Annotated in this window: 24 protein-coding genes and 1 other RNA gene; 8 read left to right on the forward strand and 17 right to left on the reverse strand. The window is 36.7% G+C overall.

Annotated elements, in window-relative coordinates; translation table 11 throughout:
* Positions 1–5: 5 nt before the first annotated feature.
* The 3 genes from IGL28_RS11455 to IGL28_RS11465 all read right to left on the reverse strand — a co-directional run bounded on the left by IGL28_RS11455 (position 6) and on the right by IGL28_RS11465 (position 1,866).
* Positions 6–494, reverse strand: coding sequence for a DUF3013 family protein (locus tag IGL28_RS11455; RefSeq protein ID WP_010720883.1), 489 nt, complete (start codon positions 492–494; stop codon positions 6–8).
* Positions 491–1,132, reverse strand: a complete 642-nt coding sequence (locus IGL28_RS11460; RefSeq protein ID WP_053766269.1) for a DNA-3-methyladenine glycosylase — start codon at positions 1,130–1,132, stop codon at positions 491–493. Before IGL28_RS11460 ends, IGL28_RS11455 begins: the two co-directional genes overlap by 4 nt.
* Before the next feature lie 224 nt (positions 1,133–1,356).
* Positions 1,357–1,866: a DinB family protein gene (locus IGL28_RS11465; RefSeq protein WP_010737081.1), complete on the reverse strand. Its 510-nt coding sequence runs from the start codon at positions 1,864–1,866 to the stop codon at positions 1,357–1,359.
* 264 nt (positions 1,867–2,130) lie between these two features.
* On the opposite strand from IGL28_RS11465, the gene IGL28_RS11470 reads away from it, so the two are divergent.
* The 4 genes from IGL28_RS11470 to IGL28_RS11485 all read left to right on the forward strand — a co-directional run bounded on the left by IGL28_RS11470 (position 2,131) and on the right by IGL28_RS11485 (position 4,622).
* Entirely contained in the window at positions 2,131–3,426 is a 1,296-nt protein-coding gene (locus tag IGL28_RS11470; protein ID WP_081128418.1) for a replication-associated recombination protein A, read from the forward strand.
* Positions 3,427–3,487: 61 nt separating this feature from the next.
* Positions 3,488–3,682, forward strand: a non-coding RNA gene (gene ssrS / locus IGL28_RS11475) — 6S RNA.
* Positions 3,683–3,796: 114 nt separating this feature from the next.
* Positions 3,797–4,084 (forward strand): hypothetical protein, encoded by a 288-nt coding sequence (locus IGL28_RS11480; protein WP_010720887.1) that lies wholly within the window; start codon positions 3,797–3,799, stop codon positions 4,082–4,084.
* A 70-nt stretch (positions 4,085–4,154) separates the two neighbouring features.
* Positions 4,155–4,622 carry a universal stress protein gene (locus IGL28_RS11485; protein WP_010720888.1) on the forward strand — a complete coding sequence of 156 codons (468 nt, stop codon included), beginning with the start codon at positions 4,155–4,157 and terminating at the stop codon, positions 4,620–4,622.
* A gap of 254 nt (positions 4,623–4,876) precedes the next feature.
* On the opposite strand, the gene IGL28_RS11490 is transcribed toward IGL28_RS11485, so the two are convergent.
* From IGL28_RS11490 to comGA, 9 genes are all read right to left on the reverse strand, one after another.
* Positions 4,877–6,061: an acetate/propionate family kinase gene (locus tag IGL28_RS11490; RefSeq protein WP_010737077.1), complete on the reverse strand. Its 1,185-nt coding sequence runs from the start codon at positions 6,059–6,061 to the stop codon at positions 4,877–4,879.
* A gap of 24 nt (positions 6,062–6,085) precedes the next feature.
* Positions 6,086–7,093 carry a class I SAM-dependent methyltransferase gene (locus IGL28_RS11495; protein WP_081128417.1) on the reverse strand — a complete coding sequence of 336 codons (1,008 nt, stop codon included), beginning with the start codon at positions 7,091–7,093 and terminating at the stop codon, positions 6,086–6,088.
* Between the two features lie 120 nt (positions 7,094–7,213).
* The gene (gene comGG, locus IGL28_RS11500; RefSeq protein WP_081128415.1) at positions 7,214–7,630 is read right to left on the reverse strand and encodes a competence type IV pilus minor pilin ComGG; all 417 of its coding nucleotides are present in this window, start codon (positions 7,628–7,630) and stop codon (positions 7,214–7,216) included.
* Positions 7,599–8,033: a competence type IV pilus minor pilin ComGF gene (gene comGF, locus IGL28_RS11505; protein WP_034700735.1), complete on the reverse strand. Its 435-nt coding sequence runs from the start codon at positions 8,031–8,033 to the stop codon at positions 7,599–7,601. Before comGF ends, comGG begins: the two co-directional genes overlap by 32 nt.
* Positions 8,008–8,280, reverse strand: a complete 273-nt coding sequence (locus IGL28_RS11510; RefSeq protein WP_081128414.1) for a hypothetical protein — start codon at positions 8,278–8,280, stop codon at positions 8,008–8,010. Before IGL28_RS11510 ends, comGF begins: the two co-directional genes overlap by 26 nt.
* A 28-nt stretch (positions 8,281–8,308) precedes the next feature.
* Positions 8,309–8,767 (reverse strand): competence type IV pilus minor pilin ComGD, encoded by a 459-nt coding sequence (gene comGD, locus IGL28_RS11515; protein WP_376116151.1) that lies wholly within the window; start codon positions 8,765–8,767, stop codon positions 8,309–8,311.
* The gene (gene comGC / locus IGL28_RS11520) at positions 8,748–9,044 is read right to left on the reverse strand and encodes a competence type IV pilus major pilin ComGC (RefSeq protein ID WP_010720897.1); all 297 of its coding nucleotides are present in this window, start codon (positions 9,042–9,044) and stop codon (positions 8,748–8,750) included. The genes comGD and comGC overlap by 20 nt, the downstream gene beginning before the upstream one ends.
* Positions 9,041–10,090 carry a competence type IV pilus assembly protein ComGB gene (gene comGB / locus IGL28_RS11525; RefSeq protein ID WP_081128412.1) on the reverse strand — a complete coding sequence of 350 codons (1,050 nt, stop codon included), beginning with the start codon at positions 10,088–10,090 and terminating at the stop codon, positions 9,041–9,043. The genes comGC and comGB overlap by 4 nt, the downstream gene beginning before the upstream one ends.
* Positions 10,047–10,976, reverse strand: coding sequence for a competence type IV pilus ATPase ComGA (comGA, locus tag IGL28_RS11530; RefSeq protein WP_010737071.1), 930 nt, complete (start codon positions 10,974–10,976; stop codon positions 10,047–10,049). The genes comGB and comGA overlap by 44 nt, the downstream gene beginning before the upstream one ends.
* A gap of 130 nt (positions 10,977–11,106) precedes the next feature.
* Between comGA and ade the strand changes: the two genes are divergently transcribed.
* Positions 11,107–12,837 carry an adenine deaminase gene (gene ade / locus IGL28_RS11535; RefSeq protein ID WP_053766349.1) on the forward strand — a complete coding sequence of 577 codons (1,731 nt, stop codon included), beginning with the start codon at positions 11,107–11,109 and terminating at the stop codon, positions 12,835–12,837.
* A 115-nt stretch (positions 12,838–12,952) separates the two neighbouring features.
* Here ade and trmB read toward each other — a convergent pair whose 3' ends face one another.
* From trmB to IGL28_RS11555, 4 genes are all read right to left on the reverse strand, one after another.
* A complete protein-coding gene (trmB, locus tag IGL28_RS11540) occupies positions 12,953–13,606 on the reverse strand; it encodes a tRNA (guanosine(46)-N7)-methyltransferase TrmB (protein ID WP_010720901.1) in 654 nt (217 codons plus the stop codon).
* 138 nt (positions 13,607–13,744) lie between these two features.
* Positions 13,745–14,527, reverse strand: a complete 783-nt coding sequence (locus IGL28_RS11545; RefSeq protein ID WP_010720902.1) for a phosphotransferase family protein — start codon at positions 14,525–14,527, stop codon at positions 13,745–13,747.
* 179 nt (positions 14,528–14,706) lie between these two features.
* Entirely contained in the window at positions 14,707–15,918 is a 1,212-nt protein-coding gene (locus IGL28_RS11550) for an ABC transporter permease (protein ID WP_010720903.1), read from the reverse strand.
* Positions 15,911–16,648, reverse strand: coding sequence for an ABC transporter ATP-binding protein (locus IGL28_RS11555; protein ID WP_010720904.1), 738 nt, complete (start codon positions 16,646–16,648; stop codon positions 15,911–15,913). Before IGL28_RS11555 ends, IGL28_RS11550 begins: the two co-directional genes overlap by 8 nt.
* 135 nt (positions 16,649–16,783) lie before the next feature.
* Here IGL28_RS11555 and IGL28_RS11560 point away from each other — a divergent pair, with 135 nt between their 5' ends.
* The 3 genes from IGL28_RS11560 to IGL28_RS11570 all read left to right on the forward strand — a co-directional run bounded on the left by IGL28_RS11560 (position 16,784) and on the right by IGL28_RS11570 (position 18,736).
* Entirely contained in the window at positions 16,784–17,218 is a 435-nt protein-coding gene (locus tag IGL28_RS11560; protein ID WP_010720905.1) for an HIT family protein, read from the forward strand.
* Positions 17,211–17,549 (forward strand): YtxH domain-containing protein, encoded by a 339-nt coding sequence (locus IGL28_RS11565; RefSeq protein WP_010720906.1) that lies wholly within the window; start codon positions 17,211–17,213, stop codon positions 17,547–17,549. Before IGL28_RS11560 ends, IGL28_RS11565 begins: the two co-directional genes overlap by 8 nt.
* Positions 17,550–17,725: 176 nt before the next feature.
* Complete coding sequence (locus tag IGL28_RS11570; protein WP_081128411.1) at positions 17,726–18,736, forward strand: peptidylprolyl isomerase; 1,011 nt, start codon at positions 17,726–17,728, stop codon at positions 18,734–18,736.
* Between the two features lie 172 nt (positions 18,737–18,908).
* On the opposite strand, the gene IGL28_RS11575 is transcribed toward IGL28_RS11570, so the two are convergent.
* Entirely contained in the window at positions 18,909–19,124 is a 216-nt protein-coding gene (locus IGL28_RS11575) for a hypothetical protein (protein WP_010720908.1), read from the reverse strand.
* Between the last annotated feature and the right edge of the window lie 132 nt (positions 19,125–19,256).

Consider the following 19,256-nt stretch of genomic DNA (forward strand, 5'->3'; position numbering starts at 1 on the left):
ACTCCTTAATAACTTGGATAAGGCAAATAGACGTCCGTCTCATTTTGCTGTTTTTCTTCGACTAGTTTTGCTAACTGTTGATTGTCCCAATTCAACTCAAACACTGCCGTTTCATCATCTGCATCAAGAAAATCTAAGAGATCACTTTGCCCTTGCGCTAATACTTCGTTCAAATACTCAATCAATGCATCAATGACCGATTTGGCTATCCCTTTCTTCCCTTCATAAGGAATAACCGCTAGATAATCTTTTTCATCAAAATGGGATTTTTGTGGATTGAACAATAAAATACCATCTTCAAATTCAATGATTTCTTCTTCGGAAACTACACCTTCGGCATCATCGATTTCCAAATGCGCTTTATTTTCTGCAAATAGTCGGACAATGATTTCAATCGTATGGTTTTTCGTATCCCAGTCTAATGCCACATCATAATCAGTGATCGTTTTTTCGATTGTTTTGTCTAAGTAGTCTAGTAAGTTTGTTTTTTTCATTTTTTCTTCCTCCAGCCCCAGTCTTCCTCCACCAGGTTCTTTCTTTGTAATGATAGATATGGGTTTCCAGCCACTACAAAACGTAATGGTTTGTCTGTCCATTCTCCTTTGTTAGGAATACCGATCCTTGGCAAAGCCATGATTTTCTTAGGTATTTTTGTTTTTTCAAAAACAAAATGCAACGGACTGTCTAAAATCGATTGTCCATAAAGTTCTTGTGGTAATCCTAATGCCGCTACCAATTTTCCGGGACCGTTACTAATATCAGGACCAGTCTTCCCACCTCTGTTAATGCTCATTTGAGCCACACCAGTTGCAGGCTCGATCGCACGGATCATTACCCCTTGTGGAATCCCTTCAGGTTGCGTAATAATATTTAAAATACGGTGGGTGTGCATCGTATAAAGATAAATCGTTCCTGGCTTTTCATACATCGCTGCCACTCGTGGGGTTCTGCGCATCCCAAAACTATGAGCCGCTTCATCTTCTGGACCAAGATATGCCTCTGCATCAACGATGTAACCACCAACGGTACCAGTTGGCGTAACATATTCTAAATACATCCCTAAAAGATCTCTGGCAACTTCGGGTGTTGTTTTATTCAATAAAAGTTCATCTAATTGCTCTTTATTTGTCATTTTATTCACCACCCTTATCATACACAATATTGAAAGCATAAGCTATGGAAACCAAGAAAAACCTACAGCAATAGACAGGCAGATAAGAATAGCCGAAAAATCCCAAAAATAGGAAGAACTATCTTCGGATTCTCCGGCTTATTTTTCAGAACTAGACACTTCTGTCACAGCCTTTTATAGGATTTTACATAGACCGTTCAAACCAGAACAAGGTTTAGCATTCATTATTTACCGATCACCAGTCGGCGAGTATAGATCCCCTGACCAGAATGCATCACTGCATCATCAATGATCGACACGAGACGATCTTCACGTGTGACAGGAGGTGTCCAGTTGGAATCAATGACTTCATCAAGTGTTCCTTCATCGACTTGTTCCAAGTACTCAATCGTCAATGAAACACTATTAGCTAAATAATCTGTAAGTAGTTTTTTGTCTGTTACGACGACTTTTTTTGCTTCCGCAGGTGTGTGTTGCCAATCTTGCGTATCATCAGGCAGATCTAATGCAAATTTTCCAGACCAGTCTTGACTAAACCACAGTGGTTCACTATTTTTCAAATCGGATATTTGAAGGTCTAATTCTCGAGCAGTATGCCAGATCAGCCAAGTTACTGATTTGATCAAAGGTGCCGGCATCGTATTTGCTTCAGCTACATCTAGCTGGTCTAACGTTTCTTCAAACCGTTCTTGTGCTCGTAACAATGTTTCACTCAATAATCGTGTCGCTTTCATTTTTCTCCTCCTCCAAGCCATCTGTGTCTTCACTCCCTTTATTTTACCTCAAATCAGAATAAACGAGGAAACTGGTGCTTTATTTTAAAAGTCCCCCCAGTCCTTTCAATAAGAATCCTCCCTGTTAAACTTAGCCTGAATATGAGTAAACTCGTTTCCTTTCACTTTACGGTTTACGGCGTTCTAAATTAGCGTTACCATAAAGTGGATTGTCCTAATGTATGTTATAATTAACGAACGAAAAATAAAAAAGGAGGCCGTTTTATGCAGCAACCTTTAGCTTATCGGATGCGTCCACGAACGATCGATGAAGTCGTAGGACAAGAACATTTAGTTGGTGAAGGAAAAATTATTCGGCGAATGGTTGATGCCAAAATGTTGTCTTCCATGATTTTATATGGTCCACCAGGAACTGGTAAAACCAGTATTGCTAGTGCGATTGCTGGCTCAACCAAATTTGCCTTTCGCATGCTCAATGCAGCAACTGATTCCAAGAAAGACTTACAAGTAGTTGCCGAAGAAGCCAAAATGAGTGGCACTGTCATTCTCTTACTTGATGAAATCCATCGTCTTGATAAAACGAAACAAGATTTTTTGCTCCCTCATCTGGAAAATGGACGGATCATCATGATTGGCGCAACAACTGAAAACCCCTATATCACGATTAATCCTGCTATTCGCAGTCGAACACAGATTTTTGAAGTAAAACCCTTAAACGAATTAGATATCCAGCAAGCGGTTCGATCAGCTCTAAGTGATAAAGAGCGTGGGCTTGGTCATCTAGCTATTGAATTAGACGAAAACGCTTTGCTTCATCTATCACGGGCAACGAACGGCGATCTTCGAAGCACACTCAACGGCTTGGAATTAGCGGCTCGTTCGACCGAGCCAAATGAACAGGGGATCATTCATTTGACATTAGCCATCATTGAAGAATGTGTCCAACGAAAAGCACTTACTCATGATAAAGATGGAGATGCTCACTATGACGTGATTTCAGCATTTCAAAAATCGATCCGAGGAAGCGATGTTAATGCAGCACTTCATTATTTAGCCCGTTTGGTTGAAGCTGGTGACCTGGCAAGTATCTGTCGGCGCTTGATGGTGATTGGTTATGAAGATATTGGTCTAGGAAACCCTGCTGCCGCAGCTAGAACTGTCAATGCTGTCTTAGCTGCTGAACGTCTAGGACTTCCCGAAGCAAGGATTCCTTTAGCAGATGCCGTAGTTGATCTTTGTCTCTCTCCTAAATCAAATTCTGCTTATGCCGCTTTAGATGAAGCGATTGCTGATATCCGCTCAGGCAACGCTGGCGAAGTGCCCGATCATTTACGAGACAGTCATTACCAAGGAGCCAAGGCATTGAATCGTGGGATTGGTTATCAATACCCTCACAATTTTGATCAAGCCTGGGTGAACCAACAATATTTACCCGACAAATTAAAACAAGCGTCTTATTATCATCCGAAGACTACAGGGAAATATGAACAAGCCCTTGGGCAACAATATCAGCGAATCAAAGAATGGAAAAAATCAGGAGGCAATAAGCCAACGACATAGACTTGATTTTCCATGAGCGCTCTCATTGCTCTTTTTATTTCCATATGCTACTATAGAGGTGGGAAATCTGTGATGTTCGAATTGTCCTCTTTGTGTGTTGACCGAACATTTTTATTGATATCTTGGGACCCGTCTTGTGTCACTGCTGGTAACATGCCTTATCATTTGGTAGTTCGAGGCTACGACCGTGGGACCCACCTGCTTGAATTCGCGGGATCAATACTACAGGACGAACAACGGCATTAACGGAGATTACCATTTTTTGAAGATTAAGGGGCTATGCCAATTACTTGGTACAGCTCCTTTTTTTTCGAGTAGATCCCTTGAAAAACATTATTTGACCAATCTTTAGACTTTTGGAGGAATTTCTATGATTCAACTTTTAATGGGCATTGCCGCATTATTATTATTATTTGTTAGCTATTATTTATTAAAAAAACAACCCATCTTTTTCGTATTAATAGAAGAAACAGAAAAAAATCGTGGCTATTTACAATTCTATGGTGCCATTTACGCTTTCCTAGGGGTGTTAGGTATTTTTGTCGCCTTCTTCAATCAACGATTTATTGCTTTGGCTTACCTGCTCTTGGTCATTATTGTTGCTTCTGTCTTCAGTTTTACTTTCGCTCGGAAAATGGTCAAACCAAACAGTAAATAATTCTCTTTTTGTTCAACTTGTTTTACAATAGAATTATAAATGATTGATTTATCTGAAGGAGTGAATGCTTATGTTACAACAGTACAAAAAAATTATGGTTGCCGTAGATGGCTCTGATGAAGCTGAATTAGCTTTTAAAAAAGCCGTAAACGTTGCTATCAGAAATAATGGAGAACTTTTATTAGCACACGTGATTGATACTCGTTCTTTCCAAACCGTTTCATCATTTGATGGCATGTTGGCAGAGCAAGCAACTGAAATGGCGAAGCAAACGCTAGCTGATTATGAAGCAAATGCTAAAAAAGCGGGATTGAACAATGTTACTACCGTGATTGAATACGGCTCGCCGAAACAAATCATCGCTAAAGAAATTCCTGAGGATAACCATGTAGATTTAATCATGTTAGGTGCAACAGGATTGAATGCTGTTGAACGTCTATTTATTGGTTCTGTTTCAGAATATGTGATTCGTAACGCCACTTGTGATGTTCTAGTGGTACGTACTGATTTAGAGAATAAATTACCTGAAAAAGAATGATTAATTACTAAACAAGCGGTTGTGACAAAAGTATGTCACAACCGCTTTTATTTATTTTTACATATGATAAAAGAGGATTTTTTAGAATAACTCCTCATATTTTAGAAAATCATCGCTTATTGTTGAGGAGTTGCTTCTTGAACGCCGTTTAATCATTTTTAGAGATACTAGAAGAGCCTGAGACAAGTTGTTTTGTCCCAGGCTCTCTTTGAGGTCCTTAAGTAAGGTTGATTGCTGTCCAGCAAACAAATAGTTTATTTACGTAAACGTTCCACGTCACGAGCGATCATCAATTCTTCATCAGTTGGAATGACAAGTACTTTGACTTTTGAATCTTTTGTGGAGATATCTAATTCTTCCCCACGTTTTTTATTCATTTCAGGATCAATTTCACAACCAAACCATGTCATGCCTTTAATGATTTCACTACGGACGTGCCCATCATTTTCGCCAATTCCAGCAGTGAAAACAATTGCGTCAACGCCGTTCATCGTTGTCACATATCCACCAATATATTTACGGATACGGTCTACAAAGATGTCATATGCCAAATGGATATGTTCTTGTTCATAGTTTTTCTCAAGATCACGCATGTCACTTGATAAACCTGTTAGACCTAACAAACCTGATTTTTTGTTTAAAATGTTGACCATTTCATCAATATCAATCTCTAATTTTTCCATTAGATAAGGTAAAACAGCTGGATCAATGTCCCCTGAGCGTGTTCCCATTGTTACACCTGCCAGTGGTGTGAATCCCATCGAAGTATCAACTGATTTTCCACCATCTACTGCCGTAATTGAAACACCATTCCCTAAGTGACAAGTGATCAATTTCAACTCTTCGATTGGTTTCTCTAACATCTTAGCCGCACGTTCTGCTACATAGCGATGACTTGTACCATGGAAGCCATATTTTCTTACTTTGAAATCTTCATAGTAAGAAACAGGTAAGCTATACAAATAACTGCTTTTTGGCATTGTTGCGTGGAATGACGTGTCAAACACAGCCACACTTTGGATATCAGGTAAGATTTTTTTAAATGCTTTGATACCCATTAGATTAGCAGGGTTATGCAATGGTGCAAACTCTGCCAATTCTTCAATGCGATCCATCACAGCTTCATCCACGATTACAGAATCAGCATAAGTTTCTCCACCATGAACCACACGATGTCCTACCCCAGTGATTTCATCGTAAGAACTTAAGATTTGTAATGCAATCAGTTGATCTAACAACATTTTTACTGCTACTTCATGGTCATCGATGTCCATGATTTTCTCAAATTTTTGATCTTCACCATATTTGATCGTAAAAATTGAATCTTCTAAACCGATTCTTTCGACAATTCCTTTAGCAATTACGGTTTCTTCTGGCATTTGATATAGCTGCCATTTTAAACTTGAACTTCCAGCGTTGATAGCAATTGTTTTAGACATATAATTCTCCTTCTTAGTGCGTGATTAAAGAGAAGACGATTTCCATGTTTCAAATTCTTTAAAAAATTCAGTCACCTTCTCTGGTTTCTTTAGTGAATCAAGTTTTACAAGTAATACTTCTTGTGCTTGTTTTGCCTTTGTTCCTTTTTTCTGCAAGATCAAAATACTTTTTTGTGATTGCTTGTTACGGAATAATTCATCTGGTAATTGGATCATTCCTTGAAGATATCCTTCTTCTTTAAACCATCTTTTGACTTCTTCACTTTGTTCTGTTTCTAAGAAGTTACTTGGCATCAAAAACAGACCGAATCCATCTGGTTTGACATACTTCATTGCCTGTTCTAATAGCAGATGATGGGCATAACTATGCCCTTGTGTGGTGTTTGTTAAAAACTCTTTTGCTTTTTGATCATTCGGATAATAACCAATCGGTAAATCGCTGATAGCTACATCCACTGGATCAATCAGTAATTCTTGTAAGCCATCTTGGTGAAAATATTGAACATTCGCCTGAGTCAGATCACTTGTTGAAGCAGCAACCGCTAATAACGTATCGTCAATATCTACACCCATCCCTTCCGCTTGGTATCCCGCACTTGATAGGTTTAAAAGAACTGTTAATAACAAGTTGCCCATTCCTGCTGCAATGTCCAAAATCTTGATTGGCTCTTCTTTATTTGTGAATAGCTGTTCAATTAAAAAGACAAATAAAAAACCAATACTATCTGGAGTAAGTTGATGGTTCGCTTGAAGATGTTCTGTCTGACTCCCCTTTAGTAACAGTAGTTGTGACAGACGGCGCCACTCTTCTGGTTCAAAGGAAAGTTGACTGAGTTCTTTATACAAAGCAGAAATCTGTTGCTTGATTTCTTCAGACGGTACTCCATCTACCACTCGTACTTGATAGTTGTCGATTAAGTTTTCAGCATTTTCGACATAGGCTTCTAAAAAGGAAGTTCCCAATGCATTTTGTAAAAGCTGAATCGCTTTTAGGTTTTGTTCAAACCCCTGTTCCATTTTTTCTGGTAACATGGTGCACCTCATTTCTAGATATATTATAACAATTATTTTACCTGTTTAATTTTAACGAACTATGAGCAAAATTTCAATCGTTTTCACACTTTTTTGTTTGTGAAATAAAAAACATAAACGTTATGTAAACAGCGGTAACACAGAAAAGAGTGCGTTTTCATGGATTCGCTCACTTTCTGTGTTACTTTCTGTATCACTGTTAAGCATTTCTATGAACTGAAAATGCTGAGATTCGATCTGAATTTCGATCGTTAGCTGATTCGCTTTTCTTTTGTAATGAGCCTTTCCTACATTATATTGATACATTCCCTGTTCTTTCAACTCGTTACTTTCAGATAAAACCATTTGTTTGATTATTTTTGCTACATAATAATTTTTGGTGCGTTGGTTCAAATCTACTGTCGAGCGATAAGTTTGTACAATGATCGACAATAAGGAACTACAAACTAAAAACAATAGTAAGGTTGAGAATAAGATATTACTACTGAACCCCTTGTTATACTTTTTATGATAGTGGCTTGGTCCAAATCCCCTCATACTTCTCTCCGTTTATAAATTCGATTAAAAATGTGATAGCTGCAGTAGAATCTCTCACTTCCCAATGTTTGACTTGTGTTAACACAGGTTGGTGTCCCCCTGATACTTCTCGTTTACGTATCAACGCATGATATTGCTCAAATAAATAGGTTTTCTTTTCCATCTCATAATAAATACGGTTATCTTTAATGACGACATTTTTTCCTTTTTTTATTTCTTCTTCAAACTGAGCTAAAAAAATCAGCCACTCTTTTTGATCCTTTCGTTGTAAATATTGTTCCACTTTCGTTGTTTGCGTGATTAAAAGACTGATTGAAAGTAAAACAGCACTTAAAATGGCAAGCGAAATCAAACATTCAATCAGTGTAAAGGCAGCTTTATTCTGGTATTTTGGTAATCTCAATCACTTTGTCTCCTTGTGTGAGCTTCACTTTTTCGATCTTTTTCTTTTTAGCGGTTATGGTTGTCTGACTATCTGGTCCATTTAACGTTCGGTTCGGTATTTGTTCATACATTCGGTAGGTTTTTACATCTTCATATAGTCTGCGAAGTAATAAGATTTCCTGATTATTTTGCTTTTCTGCAGTTAATAAATACAAATTCCCGTGACTGACAAGAAAGATACACGATAATGTAATGAATAAAGCCATTACTGTTTCTAATAGAATAAAAGCATGTCTATTCGATTTTTTTAATATATCGGCCACTCCCTAGCTGAAATTGATAAACGATTGTTTGTCTTTTATTTGTCCAATAGAACCGATAGGCTTGCAATGAACTTTCATTTCCGGTTCCCGAAGCGAATATGAGCTTTTCCATCTGTTGGACAGTAATTTCATCTGGCACCTCTAAAGTTGACCAACCGAGATTTGGATTAGGTACGTCAAAAACAATTTGATCCTTTGATTGATCGTAAAAGATTCTTGTAGCTTGTTGGCTGACAATGGCTATTTTCTGCGTGGCATATATCCGACTTTCAAATTGTGCAAAAAATTGCTCTATTGTCATCTGCTTTTGCCAAGCTGAGACCGAAAGTGAAGGGAATAGAAATAATCCTAAAGTGATCGTCAAAACAAATAAGGTTTCAATCAAAGTATAACCAGTAAAGCAAATTGGTTTATTTGCGGTTATAGGCATCTGCATGTTCTTGCTTTATATATCCCTCCTTTAAGAGTTCTGCGATCGTTGGGACTTTCCCATTATTTTGCAAAGAGTACAATTCTTTTTGAGCATCGACCAATTGCATCACTGCTTGTTTGCCTTCTCGATTGACATGATCTCGATAACGGGAAATATTAGGGATGAACAAGAGAACTAATGCACTGATCACTAATAAGACGATCAGCATTTCGATCAACGTAAAACTTTCAACATTCCTTAATTGTTTTCGTCTGAAATTGACTAGATATTTCATAATAAAACCTCCTCAATGTTGCCATAAACCGGCAGTAAAATTGCTGCATAAATCAATAGAATCAAGCTGGCAATTCCTAGAAAAAGGACTGGCTGTATCCATGAAAGTCCACGGTTCACCTTTTGGAAAAAATGATGTCTTGCTAATTTACTGTAAAACAAAAGTTCTTTACCTAAGTTTCCTTTTGCTTCCCCTTGTAAAACGATTTGACTAAATTCAGCCGTTAAAAATGAATAAGTCTCAAACTGCTGTGCTAAAGAAATTCCTGATTCTAACCCTTTTGTCAGACGAAATGCTAATAGTTGGATCAAACTCCCTTGTTTTGTTTCTTTCAAACAAAAAATAATTTGGCGCAATTCTAATCCCTCGTAGAATAATTTCCCAAATTCTAAAGCGATATAAGAAGACTGGTAGAGGGAAAAAAGCGAACCAATCAATGGTTTGTTGCTGAACCATTCCCCTCGTTGAATCATATCCATTTTTAGGAGCCTGATCTTGATAAACAGACATAATAAACCAACAGATAGTAAAACAAGAAGAACATACCAATGAAAGGACTGCAAGAATCGGATTCCCCAATGCGTATCCATGACCATTTCCGAAGTTAATAACTGTGGCAAAATAAATTGGCGTAATGCAACTAAGATCCCTAATAAAAACAAACACAGTAAACACGGGTAACTGATCATCTTTTTTAATTCTTTTCGAAATTCTGCTACGAGACGAAATTGTTCTGCCATCCCATTCAATGTTTGGATCAAGTTCCCATGCGCACTGGCTAACTCGATTTGCACAAGCTTGTCTTGAGTAAAACCCAATGCTTGTAGAACCTCATAAAAAGAATGTCCTTCTTGCAATAAACGGTGTCCTTGCTGTAAATAAATATGGGGGACAGGTGTGATCTTCAACAATATTTCCGTTGCTTCTTGAATACTAAATCCATGGTCAAGTAACTCCCCCATCAGTCGAATATACTTTGCTTGATGGTTCAGTGACATTTTCTTAGAAGGCAAACGATCGCCAGCGACTATTTTTTGCTTCTTCATAGCTTTGGTCCCACCCTTTCCTCTCAAAATCATTGTAGGTAAAGTTGTAACCCCATAAAGCTGCTGCTGCTTGTGTTTGGTCTAAAAGGATTTCTTGGTAGATTACGCCAGATAAACATTCAAAAAACTCATCGCTTCTGCCAACTAATTCAAGAATTCTCGCTTCGGTTCCATCTAAATGGCGGGCATGAACCGTCGCAAATACACGGTGACCTGTCAACGCTGCTCGAATTGCTACATTCGCTGTCTTGCTATCTCTGATTTCTCCAATGATCAATAAATCTGGACGATGACGTAATGCAAGCTTCAGCAATTCCTCATACGTTTGTTCGATTTTGTCGTTTACTTGTAATTGTAAAAAGGCTGTTTCTTCAATTTCTACTGGGTCCTCTATTGTAATTACTTGTACCTCTTTATCTTGTGCCAAATAGTACATCAAAGAAGTTTTTCCTGACCCAACTGGTCCGCTGAACAAATAGAGCCCACGCTTTTTACTCCGCTCATTGATCACCTTTAAATCCTCAGGACAAAAACAGCGGAACTGTTTTTCAGACAAATCATAAAGTAATCGAATCACCAAACTTTCTCTTTGTAAGTAATCACCTACAGAAGACAGTCTCAGTCTGACCTCTTTTTCTTTTAAGACGTAAGTCATTGCACCTAATTGCGCTTTTCTTCTCTCACCGATATCCATCTCTCCTAAATATTTAAAGCGTGAGATTAATTGTTGTCCAATATCTGATGCAATACTTTTTTGGAATGTTCGTTTTTTACTATAGCGGTAATAAATATTGAAATCAGTTTGATTAGGCATTATATAGATATCTTGAACACGTTTTTTATAACTTTCATTAATGAGATCATCTGATATCTCCTTTATATCCATCTTATCCCCTCCATAAAAAACATACGTCTTTTTTCTAATACTATTTTATTTTTGTATCATTAAATGCTAAAAGATGGGCAAAATCCGAATTTATGTTATACTATTAAAAATTTATTTTGGAGGGAACATGGTGGAATCATTACGAACAAAGCATATTTTAGTCGCTGGGAAAAAAGAACCAGCTGATCTGGTAATCAAACATGCACAAATCGTCAACGTTTTTACAAAAGAAATCCTAACCGGTGATGTTGCGATTTGTGACGGTAAAATCGTGGGGATCGGTCAATACGAAGGCAAAGAAATCTATGATGCAAAAAATCAATACCTCGTACCAGGACTTATTGATGGGCATGTGCATATCGAAAGTTCACTTTTATCTCCAAGCGAGTTTGCAAAAATTTCTTTATTACATGGCGTCACCTCGGTAATTACTGATCCTCATGAAATAGGAAACGTAGCAGGGAGTATTGGGCTTGATTTTATGATTGAAGATGCCCAATCCGTACCAATGAATATTTTTATCATGCTGCCATCCTGCGTTCCTGTAACACCTTTTGAAACAAGCGGCGCAGTGCTAGATGCTCAATCATTCATTCCTTTTCTTGATCGTCCTGAAGTGCTGGGACTTGCTGAAGTGATGAACTACCAAGCTGTTGCAAATAACGAAAAAACCATCATTGATAAATTACAATTGATGCATGAGAAAAATATGAAAATCGATGGTCATGCAGCTGGTATTCAAGGAGATGAGCTAAACGTCTATTTGACGGCTGGTATAAAAACCGACCATGAAGCGACTAACGCACAAGAAGCAAAAGAACGTCTAGCTTTAGGGATGTATTTAATGATTCGAGAAGGGACAGTTGCAAAAGACCTCGAAGCACTCCTTCCCGTTGTAACACCAGAAAATTCACGACGTTGTTTATTTGTCACGGATGATAAACTGATCGATGATCTGGTTGCAGAAGGCTCTATCGATCACATCATACGCCAAGCAATCCATTTAGGAATGGAACCATTACAAGCTATTCAAATGGCCACACTAAACGCTGCCGAATGTTTTGGCTTAAGTCAGCTAGGCGCCATCGCACCTGGCTATCAAGCTGATTTCTTTTTAACCAATGATTTAACGACTCTTCCAATCAATACTGTCTTTTCTAATGGAAAAATCGTGGTAGAGAATGCACAATTGAATCTGGAACAATTTCCGAGACAAAAAAATACTTATGCTCAAAAATTACCAAAAATGGATGTGAAACCATTAACGGTCGATTCTTTTGCTTTACCACTTTGTACTGAAAAAGCCCACATGATCGAAGTCATTCCTAATAGTTTATTGACCAATGATTGTCTCGTAGAAGTAGACACAAAAAACGGTGTCTTTGTTCCTTCAATTGCCAACGACCAACTAAAAATTGCTGTGATCGAACGTCACCATCGAACAGGAAATGTTGGCGTTGGGATCGTTAAGGGATTTCAACTAAAGAAAGGAGCTCTTGCAACAACTGTTGCGCATGATTCCCATAACATCGTCGTGGTGGGAACGAATGACGAAGATATGTTAATAGCAGCAAACCAATTAATCAAAAAAGGTGGCGGAATGATCGCTGTTGCAGATGGTCAAGAGTTGGCTTGTTTACCCTTACCAATCGGTGGCTTAATGTCTCAAGAACCTTTTTTAGCTGTGAATGAGCAGTTAGTTTCCTTAACTAAAGAAGCACATGCGTTAGGTGCCAGTCAATCATTCGATCCATTTTTAACACTTTCATTTTTAACATTATCTGTCATCCCCGAATTAAAGATCACAGATAAAGGCTTATTTTCATTTTCTAAATTTAACTTGATTGAACCTTCTATATAAAATAAATACGAAAATATTTTGTCCTACAATTTTTCCTTGCTCGAACAGCTGCATCTACAACCAAAAAAGCAACCGAAACAAAAATGTTTCGGTTGCTTTTGATTAAATGAAGTCATTATTTCTTCGTTTTATCTGGAAATTGAGCTTCAACACGATAGATTCTTTGACCTCTTGAAGAAAATTTTTCTTCGTATTCAGTCATGATATTTCCTTCATATTTACTTTGATGTAAATCTAACCATACTTGTTTGATGATCATGCCGTATTGAGAAAAACTAGCTAATGAATATTCAAATAGTCCTTGGTTATCTGTTTTAAAATGGATTTCTCCTTTAGGGCGTAGAATTTGTTCATCCACCGCTAAAAATGTATGATACGTTAACCGGCGTTTTTCATGTCTTTTTTTAGGCCACGGATCAGAAAAGTTCAAATAGATTTGATCAATCTCACTATCTGCAAAATATTCCGTCAACGCTGAACCATCAACATGCAATAGTTTTAAATTTGGTAATGGTTGTTCAATTAATTTATCTAAAGCAATTGATACAACGCTGACTTGCATTTCTACCCCGATATAATTGATTTCAGGATGAGCCTTAGCCATTCCTGTGATAAACTGACCTTTTCCCATACCAATTTCAATATGGATCGGCTGCTCATTGCCAAATAGTTCGTTCCACTTACCTCTCCACTTGGTTGGTTCACTTATTACTAGATCTGGATGCGCTGCTAGCATTTCAGCAGCACCTGGGCGATTACGTACACGCATGAAAACTCCATTCCTTTCTTTCCTAAAAAAATAAAGATCAGACAAGTGATGTTCTACTCTTCTGATCTTAACTCTGAATAAATAATCGACAATAAATGCTTTATTCGTACACCGTACTCATTCTTTTTGACTCTTTGCTCAACCACTAAAAATTCTTTTCAACTGTAAGATCTCTTCATTCATTCGTCGATGATCTTCACGCTGACAATATCGGGTAATCTCTTGTAAAAGATTCATCGCAGCATACCAATGTAATTTTTCTAATATCTCATCCGTTGGGCGAATCCCATAAGTAACGAGCCATTGATTCCAATTAGATAATGGAACATAATTCCCTAAAATCGTGGCAATATCCACCGCTGGATCAGCAAACATAATTGAATCCCAATCAACTAGATACAAATAATTTTTGCACACTAACCAGTTCCGATGATTGACATCTCCGTGTACAACTGCAAAGTTCTCTTTATCCATCTGTGGAATTTGTTGACGCAAAAACTGGTGAACGATTTGTAAAAATCGATTCTTTCTGAGTGTCTCAGGTAACTCCAGTTCATATTGTTGCAACATTTTTTCTGGTGTCATCACTCTACCACCGATCCGAGTCAACATCGTTTTAAGTGAAGCAGAATGATGCAAATGATACAAGACATCAATAACATCATTTCGCTGGCCGATCTCGGTCGGAGTTAATAAACGTCCTTCTAGCCATTCCTGTGCTGTTAAGGTATCGCCATTTCCTGTCCGTTTCGTCCATACCAGTTTTGGTGTAATTCCTTCTCGGGATAGTGCAGCAAGCATTGGAGTCGTATTGCGTTTAATAAAGACCTTATCTTCATCGCGCATGCCTATGTATGTTTTTCCCGTATCACCTTTGATTGGGCGTAAACGCCATTCTTGGTCTAACTGAAACTCCATCATGCATTCTCCCGTCCTCTAAACTCTATGATTTGCAGTACTTATTATTCTAGTCGCCTAAGCCCCGAACGTCAAGCACATATACGTTCTTTTTTCCTGTATTCCTCTCTAAAAAACCATCTTTTATCAAAAAAACGAGAGAAAAAGCAAATCTGCCTTATTCTCTCGTTTTTTCACCTCTTTTATTCGTTCATTTTCTTGATCCGAGTCGGTGTATAGATTTTAATAAACAAGCCGATGACAATCAAATAACTGATAATCGGTATGAGTTTGTCTAGACCATTTAATACGATCGCACCAATCAATCCAAAAAGACTAGCGGCAATCAGCAAAAGATTTAACAATAACTTTTGCAGCGCAACTTCTTTTTGCTTTTCCGTGATTGGATAAAGTTGGACAAGTGTCATGTAACGAAATTGATTGTATAAAGGAATCACTTGGAATCCGATCAAATAGATAAAAAGCGCCCCAATAGCAGTTATAAAATAAACATCTTCAATACCCGCAATCAAGATACTTCCAATCAACACTAAGCGTAAGAAAAGACCACTGAAATCAGAACCTCTAATAAATCTTCTGACATAAAGATAATAATAAGTATTATCTTTCGTTTTCTTCGTATGTTGAAGCAACGGGTCTAAATACCTTCTTCTTTTGACTTTAGAAGTGATTTCCGGCACGTCAGTGAAAAGATTGATGAATTGATAGATTTGATGTAAACGTTGCTCTTCTTTTTGTATCATTTTTTCCCAATCCAACCGATACGTCATATTTTTCCATAAAAACCAAAAGTAAATATTTAATTGAATCAACATAGCTAACAATCCAAGCCAGAGCCATCCATAGACCGTAAGCAACAAGATCAGCAATGTCGAAAGATACCAAGAAGCTTTCCATACCATCAATTTTTTCTCTTCAATTCGGAAAAGCTCCACTCGTTTGATTTGTAGTTGACTACTCTTCAATCCCCAGAGAATCAGTAAATAAACGAAATAAAAAGAAAAAGGCTGCCCGGTTGTCACAACCACGAGGGGCATTGAAAAGCCACAAGCTAGTCCTAAGAACAGAAAAGGAAATAGACTGGAATAAAGAAAAGCTCGTTGGAGATACTGATGCATCTCCTTTTCTTTCGGTAGTAGAAAAACCAGATCGGCCGCTTGCGTGAAAGTGGCAAATTTACCAAAAAACAAACAAATAAACCAAAAGATCGTAAGGATAATCCCGCCCATTTGAAAAGGAGTCGTTAACGTTTTTAACCAGTTTGAATAGTAAAAGCCGACTCCGCCAAATAGAAATAAGCAAACCAATACAAAATGATCATTTAGTACATAACGCAAATACTTCATCATTTTTTTCTGGTGTTTTGCTAATCGCAATTGAAAGAAATTATTCATGATCCTGCTCCTTTGTCAAGGAGATATAAATTTCATCCAGTGAAGAATCAGGTAGTCGGAATTCCTCCTGTAAGTCTTTTAAGGTTCCATCTGCACGTATTTCTCCATTGTGCAGAACTACAAAACGATCACAATATTTTTCTGCCGTAGCTAAAATATGCGTAGACATCAAGATCCCTGAACCTTCATTTTTCATTTCTACCATTAGTTCTAAAAGAGCATTGATTGCTAATGGATCTAATCCTAAAAAAGGCTCATCAATAATATACAAAGAAGGCTCGATCAAGAAAGCACACAAGATCATCACCTTTTGTTTCATCCCTTTTGAAAAATTGGCTGGCAACCATTCCAAACGATTCTCTAAACGAAACGTATGTAACAATTTCTCAGCTCGTTGCATCGCTATATCGATTGGAATATCATAGGCCATCGCAGTCACTTCGATATGTTCTCTTAAAGTTAGTTCTTCATATAAAGAAGGCGTTTCAGGTATAAAACCGATTTGTTTTCGGTATTCTTCAGTATTTTTTTTCAAACTCAGATCATTAATCGTGATAGATCCTTTTTTTTGTTCTAAGAGGCCAATGATATGTTTGATCGTTGTACTTTTTCCAGCGCCATTTAAACCGATCAATCCTACCATTTCGCCAGGCTGTACACTAAAACTAATATCTTTTAAAACAGGTAGATGTCCATAGCCACCTGTTACATGTTCCACAATTAGACTCATAATTTTTCCTCCGTCGTTCGATTGTTTTTATTATACCATGAAGAAAACGAAGTCAATTTATTTTTTTTCATACAAATCTTTGAACATATGGTAAAGTTAACATAAATAATATTTTTGATGGAAAGGATGTTTCCTATGGAAAACTGTATCTTTTGTAAAATTATTAAACAAGAAATCCCTAGTTATAAAATCTACGAAGACGAAAAAGTCTATGCATTTTTAGATATATCCCAAGCGACAAAAGGACACACACTAGTTATTCCAAAACAACACGTTTCTGATATTTTTGAATATGACGAAGTACTAGCAGCTGATGTTTTTTCACGTATCCCTAAAATTGCTCGTTCAATTGAAGAAGCCTTTCCTGAGATGCAAGGACTGAATATCTTGAATAATAACCGTGAATTGGCTTATCAATCTGTATTTCATTCACATGTCCATTTGGTCCCTCGCTATAGTAAAGAAGATGATTTTTCGATCCACTTTGGCAACCATCAGTCAGAATATAGTGCGGAAGAATTGCAACAAATTCAACATACCATTGTAAAGCAGGTGAAGAACATTGATTAAAAACTTTTTAAAAGGAATCGTTTTTGGAACGACCGTTGGAGCTATATCCGGGTTGTTATTTGCTCCTAGAAGCGGGAACGAAACCAGAAAAAAATTGATCGCTGAACTAGACGAAGCAACGGAATTAACAAATGATTTAAATAACAGTCTTAATAATTTCAAACAAGCATTAGTTGACACAAAAGAAACAGCTAATACTTTGATCCCCGCTTTTCAAGAATCAATGAAAAAAGATATTGAAAATTTTAAATTTCAAGCAGAACCAAGAATTGCACAAATCCAAGAACAAGTTGAAAAATTAACAAATGATTTGCCACAAGACATGCAATAATGCGGAATTTTATAACACTTTTGATTTTAATTTTATTGTTTTTTTAATTTTTAGTTAGGAATGTGATCAAAATTTGAATTTTATTTGAAACTATCACGAGAACGTTTTTATTAATAAATAGATATGGTATAGTTATTATTGTAAGAATAATAATAAATCACAGGAGAGCAATTTTAATGAAAAAGAAAAAAATAATTTTAGCTGCAACTAGTGCGCTAGCTGTATTAGCATTAGCTGCTTGTTCAGGTAGTACAAATAAAGACATCGCCACAATGAAAGGCGGAACTATCACGGTTGAAGATTTTTATAATGAAGCAAAACATACGCAAAACAACCAACAATTAGTTCAAAATATGATTATTTACAAAGCCTTTGAAAATAAATATGGCGATAAAGTAACGGATAAAGATGTCAATGCTGAATACAAAAAGAATGAAGAAACTTACGGTGACACCTTTAAATCACAATTAGAAGCAGCTGGTTATACAGAAGACTCATATAAACAAGCACTTAGAAGCAGTTTAGTATTAAAAGCTGGTATAAGTGCTAACGTCAAAGTGACAGAAAAAGATTTAAAAGAAGCTTGGAAAACTTTCCATCCAGAAGTTGAAGCACAAATCATTAAAGTAAGTAGTGAAGATGAAGCAAAAGAAGTGAAAAAATCAGCAGATGACGGAACTGATTTTGCGAAACTGGCAAAAGAAAAATCAACCGATGAAGCAACTAAAAAAGATGGCGGAAAAATCAAATTTGATTCTCAAACGACAGATGTTCCAACTGAAGTGAAAGAAGCAGCCTTCAAATTAAAAGACGGTCAAGTATCTGACATTATTTCAGCGACAAATACAACTTCATACTCAACAGATTATTATGTTGTAAAAATGGTCAAAAACCAAAATAAAGGCGATGACATGAATAAATACAAGAAACAATTAGAATCAATCGCCCGAGATACAAAAGAAAGTGATCAAGACCTACAAAAAGAAATTATCGCTAAAGTATTAAAAGAAGAAAATGTAAAAGTCACAGATGATGCCTTTAAAAATGTATTAACGCCATTTACTATGGAAACAGCTAATACCAATACATCTGAGTCTAAAACAAAATCAACAAAATCTTCTGAATCTAAAACAACTGAATCAACAAAAACTTCTGAATCATCAACAACTGAATCATCAAGCAAATAAGATGAAAAAAACAGACCTATCCAGGTCTGTTTTTTTGACGCTATAATTTCTAAGAAGGATCGTAATTTCCACCTTATTTTTTGTAAAAGATAAGCATAGATTAAAACACCAAAGTAAATGATTGACTTTGATGTTTTTTCGCTACCTATTCACTTTGACAAAGAGCTGTTTTTTAGTAACTGATTCTGGTCATCAGTGTAACGATCGTTGCAAACATAGCAAAAATACAAATAAAGACGCCCGTAGTCGTTAAAGTAATCAAAGCAATCTTGGATTTGTTTCTCAATTTATAAGCCATATACAACAAACATACTGAGAAGAAAATTCCCAATACCCAGAAAAATAGCGGATCTCTTTGAACGCCAAGAGATTGGATATAATGATTCATTAACTATTTTCCCCCTATTAGTAAAACGGTTTCTCATCTGACTACAATCTTACACTATTGTAGATTTTTATCAATAACAAAATAAATTTTCCAATAATAAAGACACGTAGGCTCACAAGTAGTTCGTGTTAG

It is taken from the genome of Enterococcus sp. AZ077 (genome assembly GCF_051714965.1).
GTDB lineage: Bacteria > Bacillota > Bacilli > Lactobacillales > Enterococcaceae > Enterococcus_B > Enterococcus_B hirae.

Coding starts and splice junctions, on each gene's coding strand:
- IGL28_RS11510 (WP_081128414.1), bottom strand. CDS start 8,280: ATGGCTTTATTCATTACATTATCGTGTATCTTTCTTGTCAGTCACGGG.
- IGL28_RS11575 (WP_010720908.1), bottom strand. CDS start 19,124: ATGAATCATTATATCCAATCTCTTGGCGTTCAAAGAGATCCGCTATTT.
- IGL28_RS11555 (WP_010720904.1), bottom strand. CDS start 16,648: ATGAGTCTAATTGTGGAACATGTAACAGGTGGCTATGGACATCTACCT.
- comGC (WP_010720897.1), bottom strand. CDS start 9,044: ATGAAATATCTAGTCAATTTCAGACGAAAACAATTAAGGAATGTTGAA.
- IGL28_RS11470 (WP_081128418.1), top strand. CDS start 2,131: ATGCAGCAACCTTTAGCTTATCGGATGCGTCCACGAACGATCGATGAA.
- IGL28_RS11545 (WP_010720902.1), bottom strand. CDS start 14,527: ATGATGGAGTTTCAGTTAGACCAAGAATGGCGTTTACGCCCAATCAAA.
- IGL28_RS11465 (WP_010737081.1), bottom strand. CDS start 1,866: ATGAAAGCGACACGATTATTGAGTGAAACATTGTTACGAGCACAAGAA.
- IGL28_RS11480 (WP_010720887.1), top strand. CDS start 3,797: ATGATTCAACTTTTAATGGGCATTGCCGCATTATTATTATTATTTGTT.
- IGL28_RS11460 (WP_053766269.1), bottom strand. CDS start 1,132: ATGACAAATAAAGAGCAATTAGATGAACTTTTATTGAATAAAACAACA.
- IGL28_RS11485 (WP_010720888.1), top strand. CDS start 4,155: ATGTTACAACAGTACAAAAAAATTATGGTTGCCGTAGATGGCTCTGAT.
- comGA (WP_010737071.1), bottom strand. CDS start 10,976: ATGGATATAAAGGAGATATCAGATGATCTCATTAATGAAAGTTATAAA.
- IGL28_RS11570 (WP_081128411.1), top strand. CDS start 17,726: ATGAAAAAGAAAAAAATAATTTTAGCTGCAACTAGTGCGCTAGCTGTA.
- IGL28_RS11550 (WP_010720903.1), bottom strand. CDS start 15,918: ATGAATAATTTCTTTCAATTGCGATTAGCAAAACACCAGAAAAAAATG.
- IGL28_RS11495 (WP_081128417.1), bottom strand. CDS start 7,093: ATGTTACCAGAAAAAATGGAACAGGGGTTTGAACAAAACCTAAAAGCG.
- comGG (WP_081128415.1), bottom strand. CDS start 7,630: ATGAGGGGATTTGGACCAAGCCACTATCATAAAAAGTATAACAAGGGG.
- IGL28_RS11490 (WP_010737077.1), bottom strand. CDS start 6,061: ATGTCTAAAACAATTGCTATCAACGCTGGAAGTTCAAGTTTAAAATGG.
- comGB (WP_081128412.1), bottom strand. CDS start 10,090: ATGAAGAAGCAAAAAATAGTCGCTGGCGATCGTTTGCCTTCTAAGAAA.
- comGD (WP_376116151.1), bottom strand. CDS start 8,767: ATGCCTATAACCGCAAATAAACCAATTTGCTTTACTGGTTATACTTTG.
- IGL28_RS11455 (WP_010720883.1), bottom strand. CDS start 494: ATGAAAAAAACAAACTTACTAGACTACTTAGACAAAACAATCGAAAAA.
- trmB (WP_010720901.1), bottom strand. CDS start 13,606: ATGCGTGTACGTAATCGCCCAGGTGCTGCTGAAATGCTAGCAGCGCAT.
- IGL28_RS11560 (WP_010720905.1), top strand. CDS start 16,784: ATGGAAAACTGTATCTTTTGTAAAATTATTAAACAAGAAATCCCTAGT.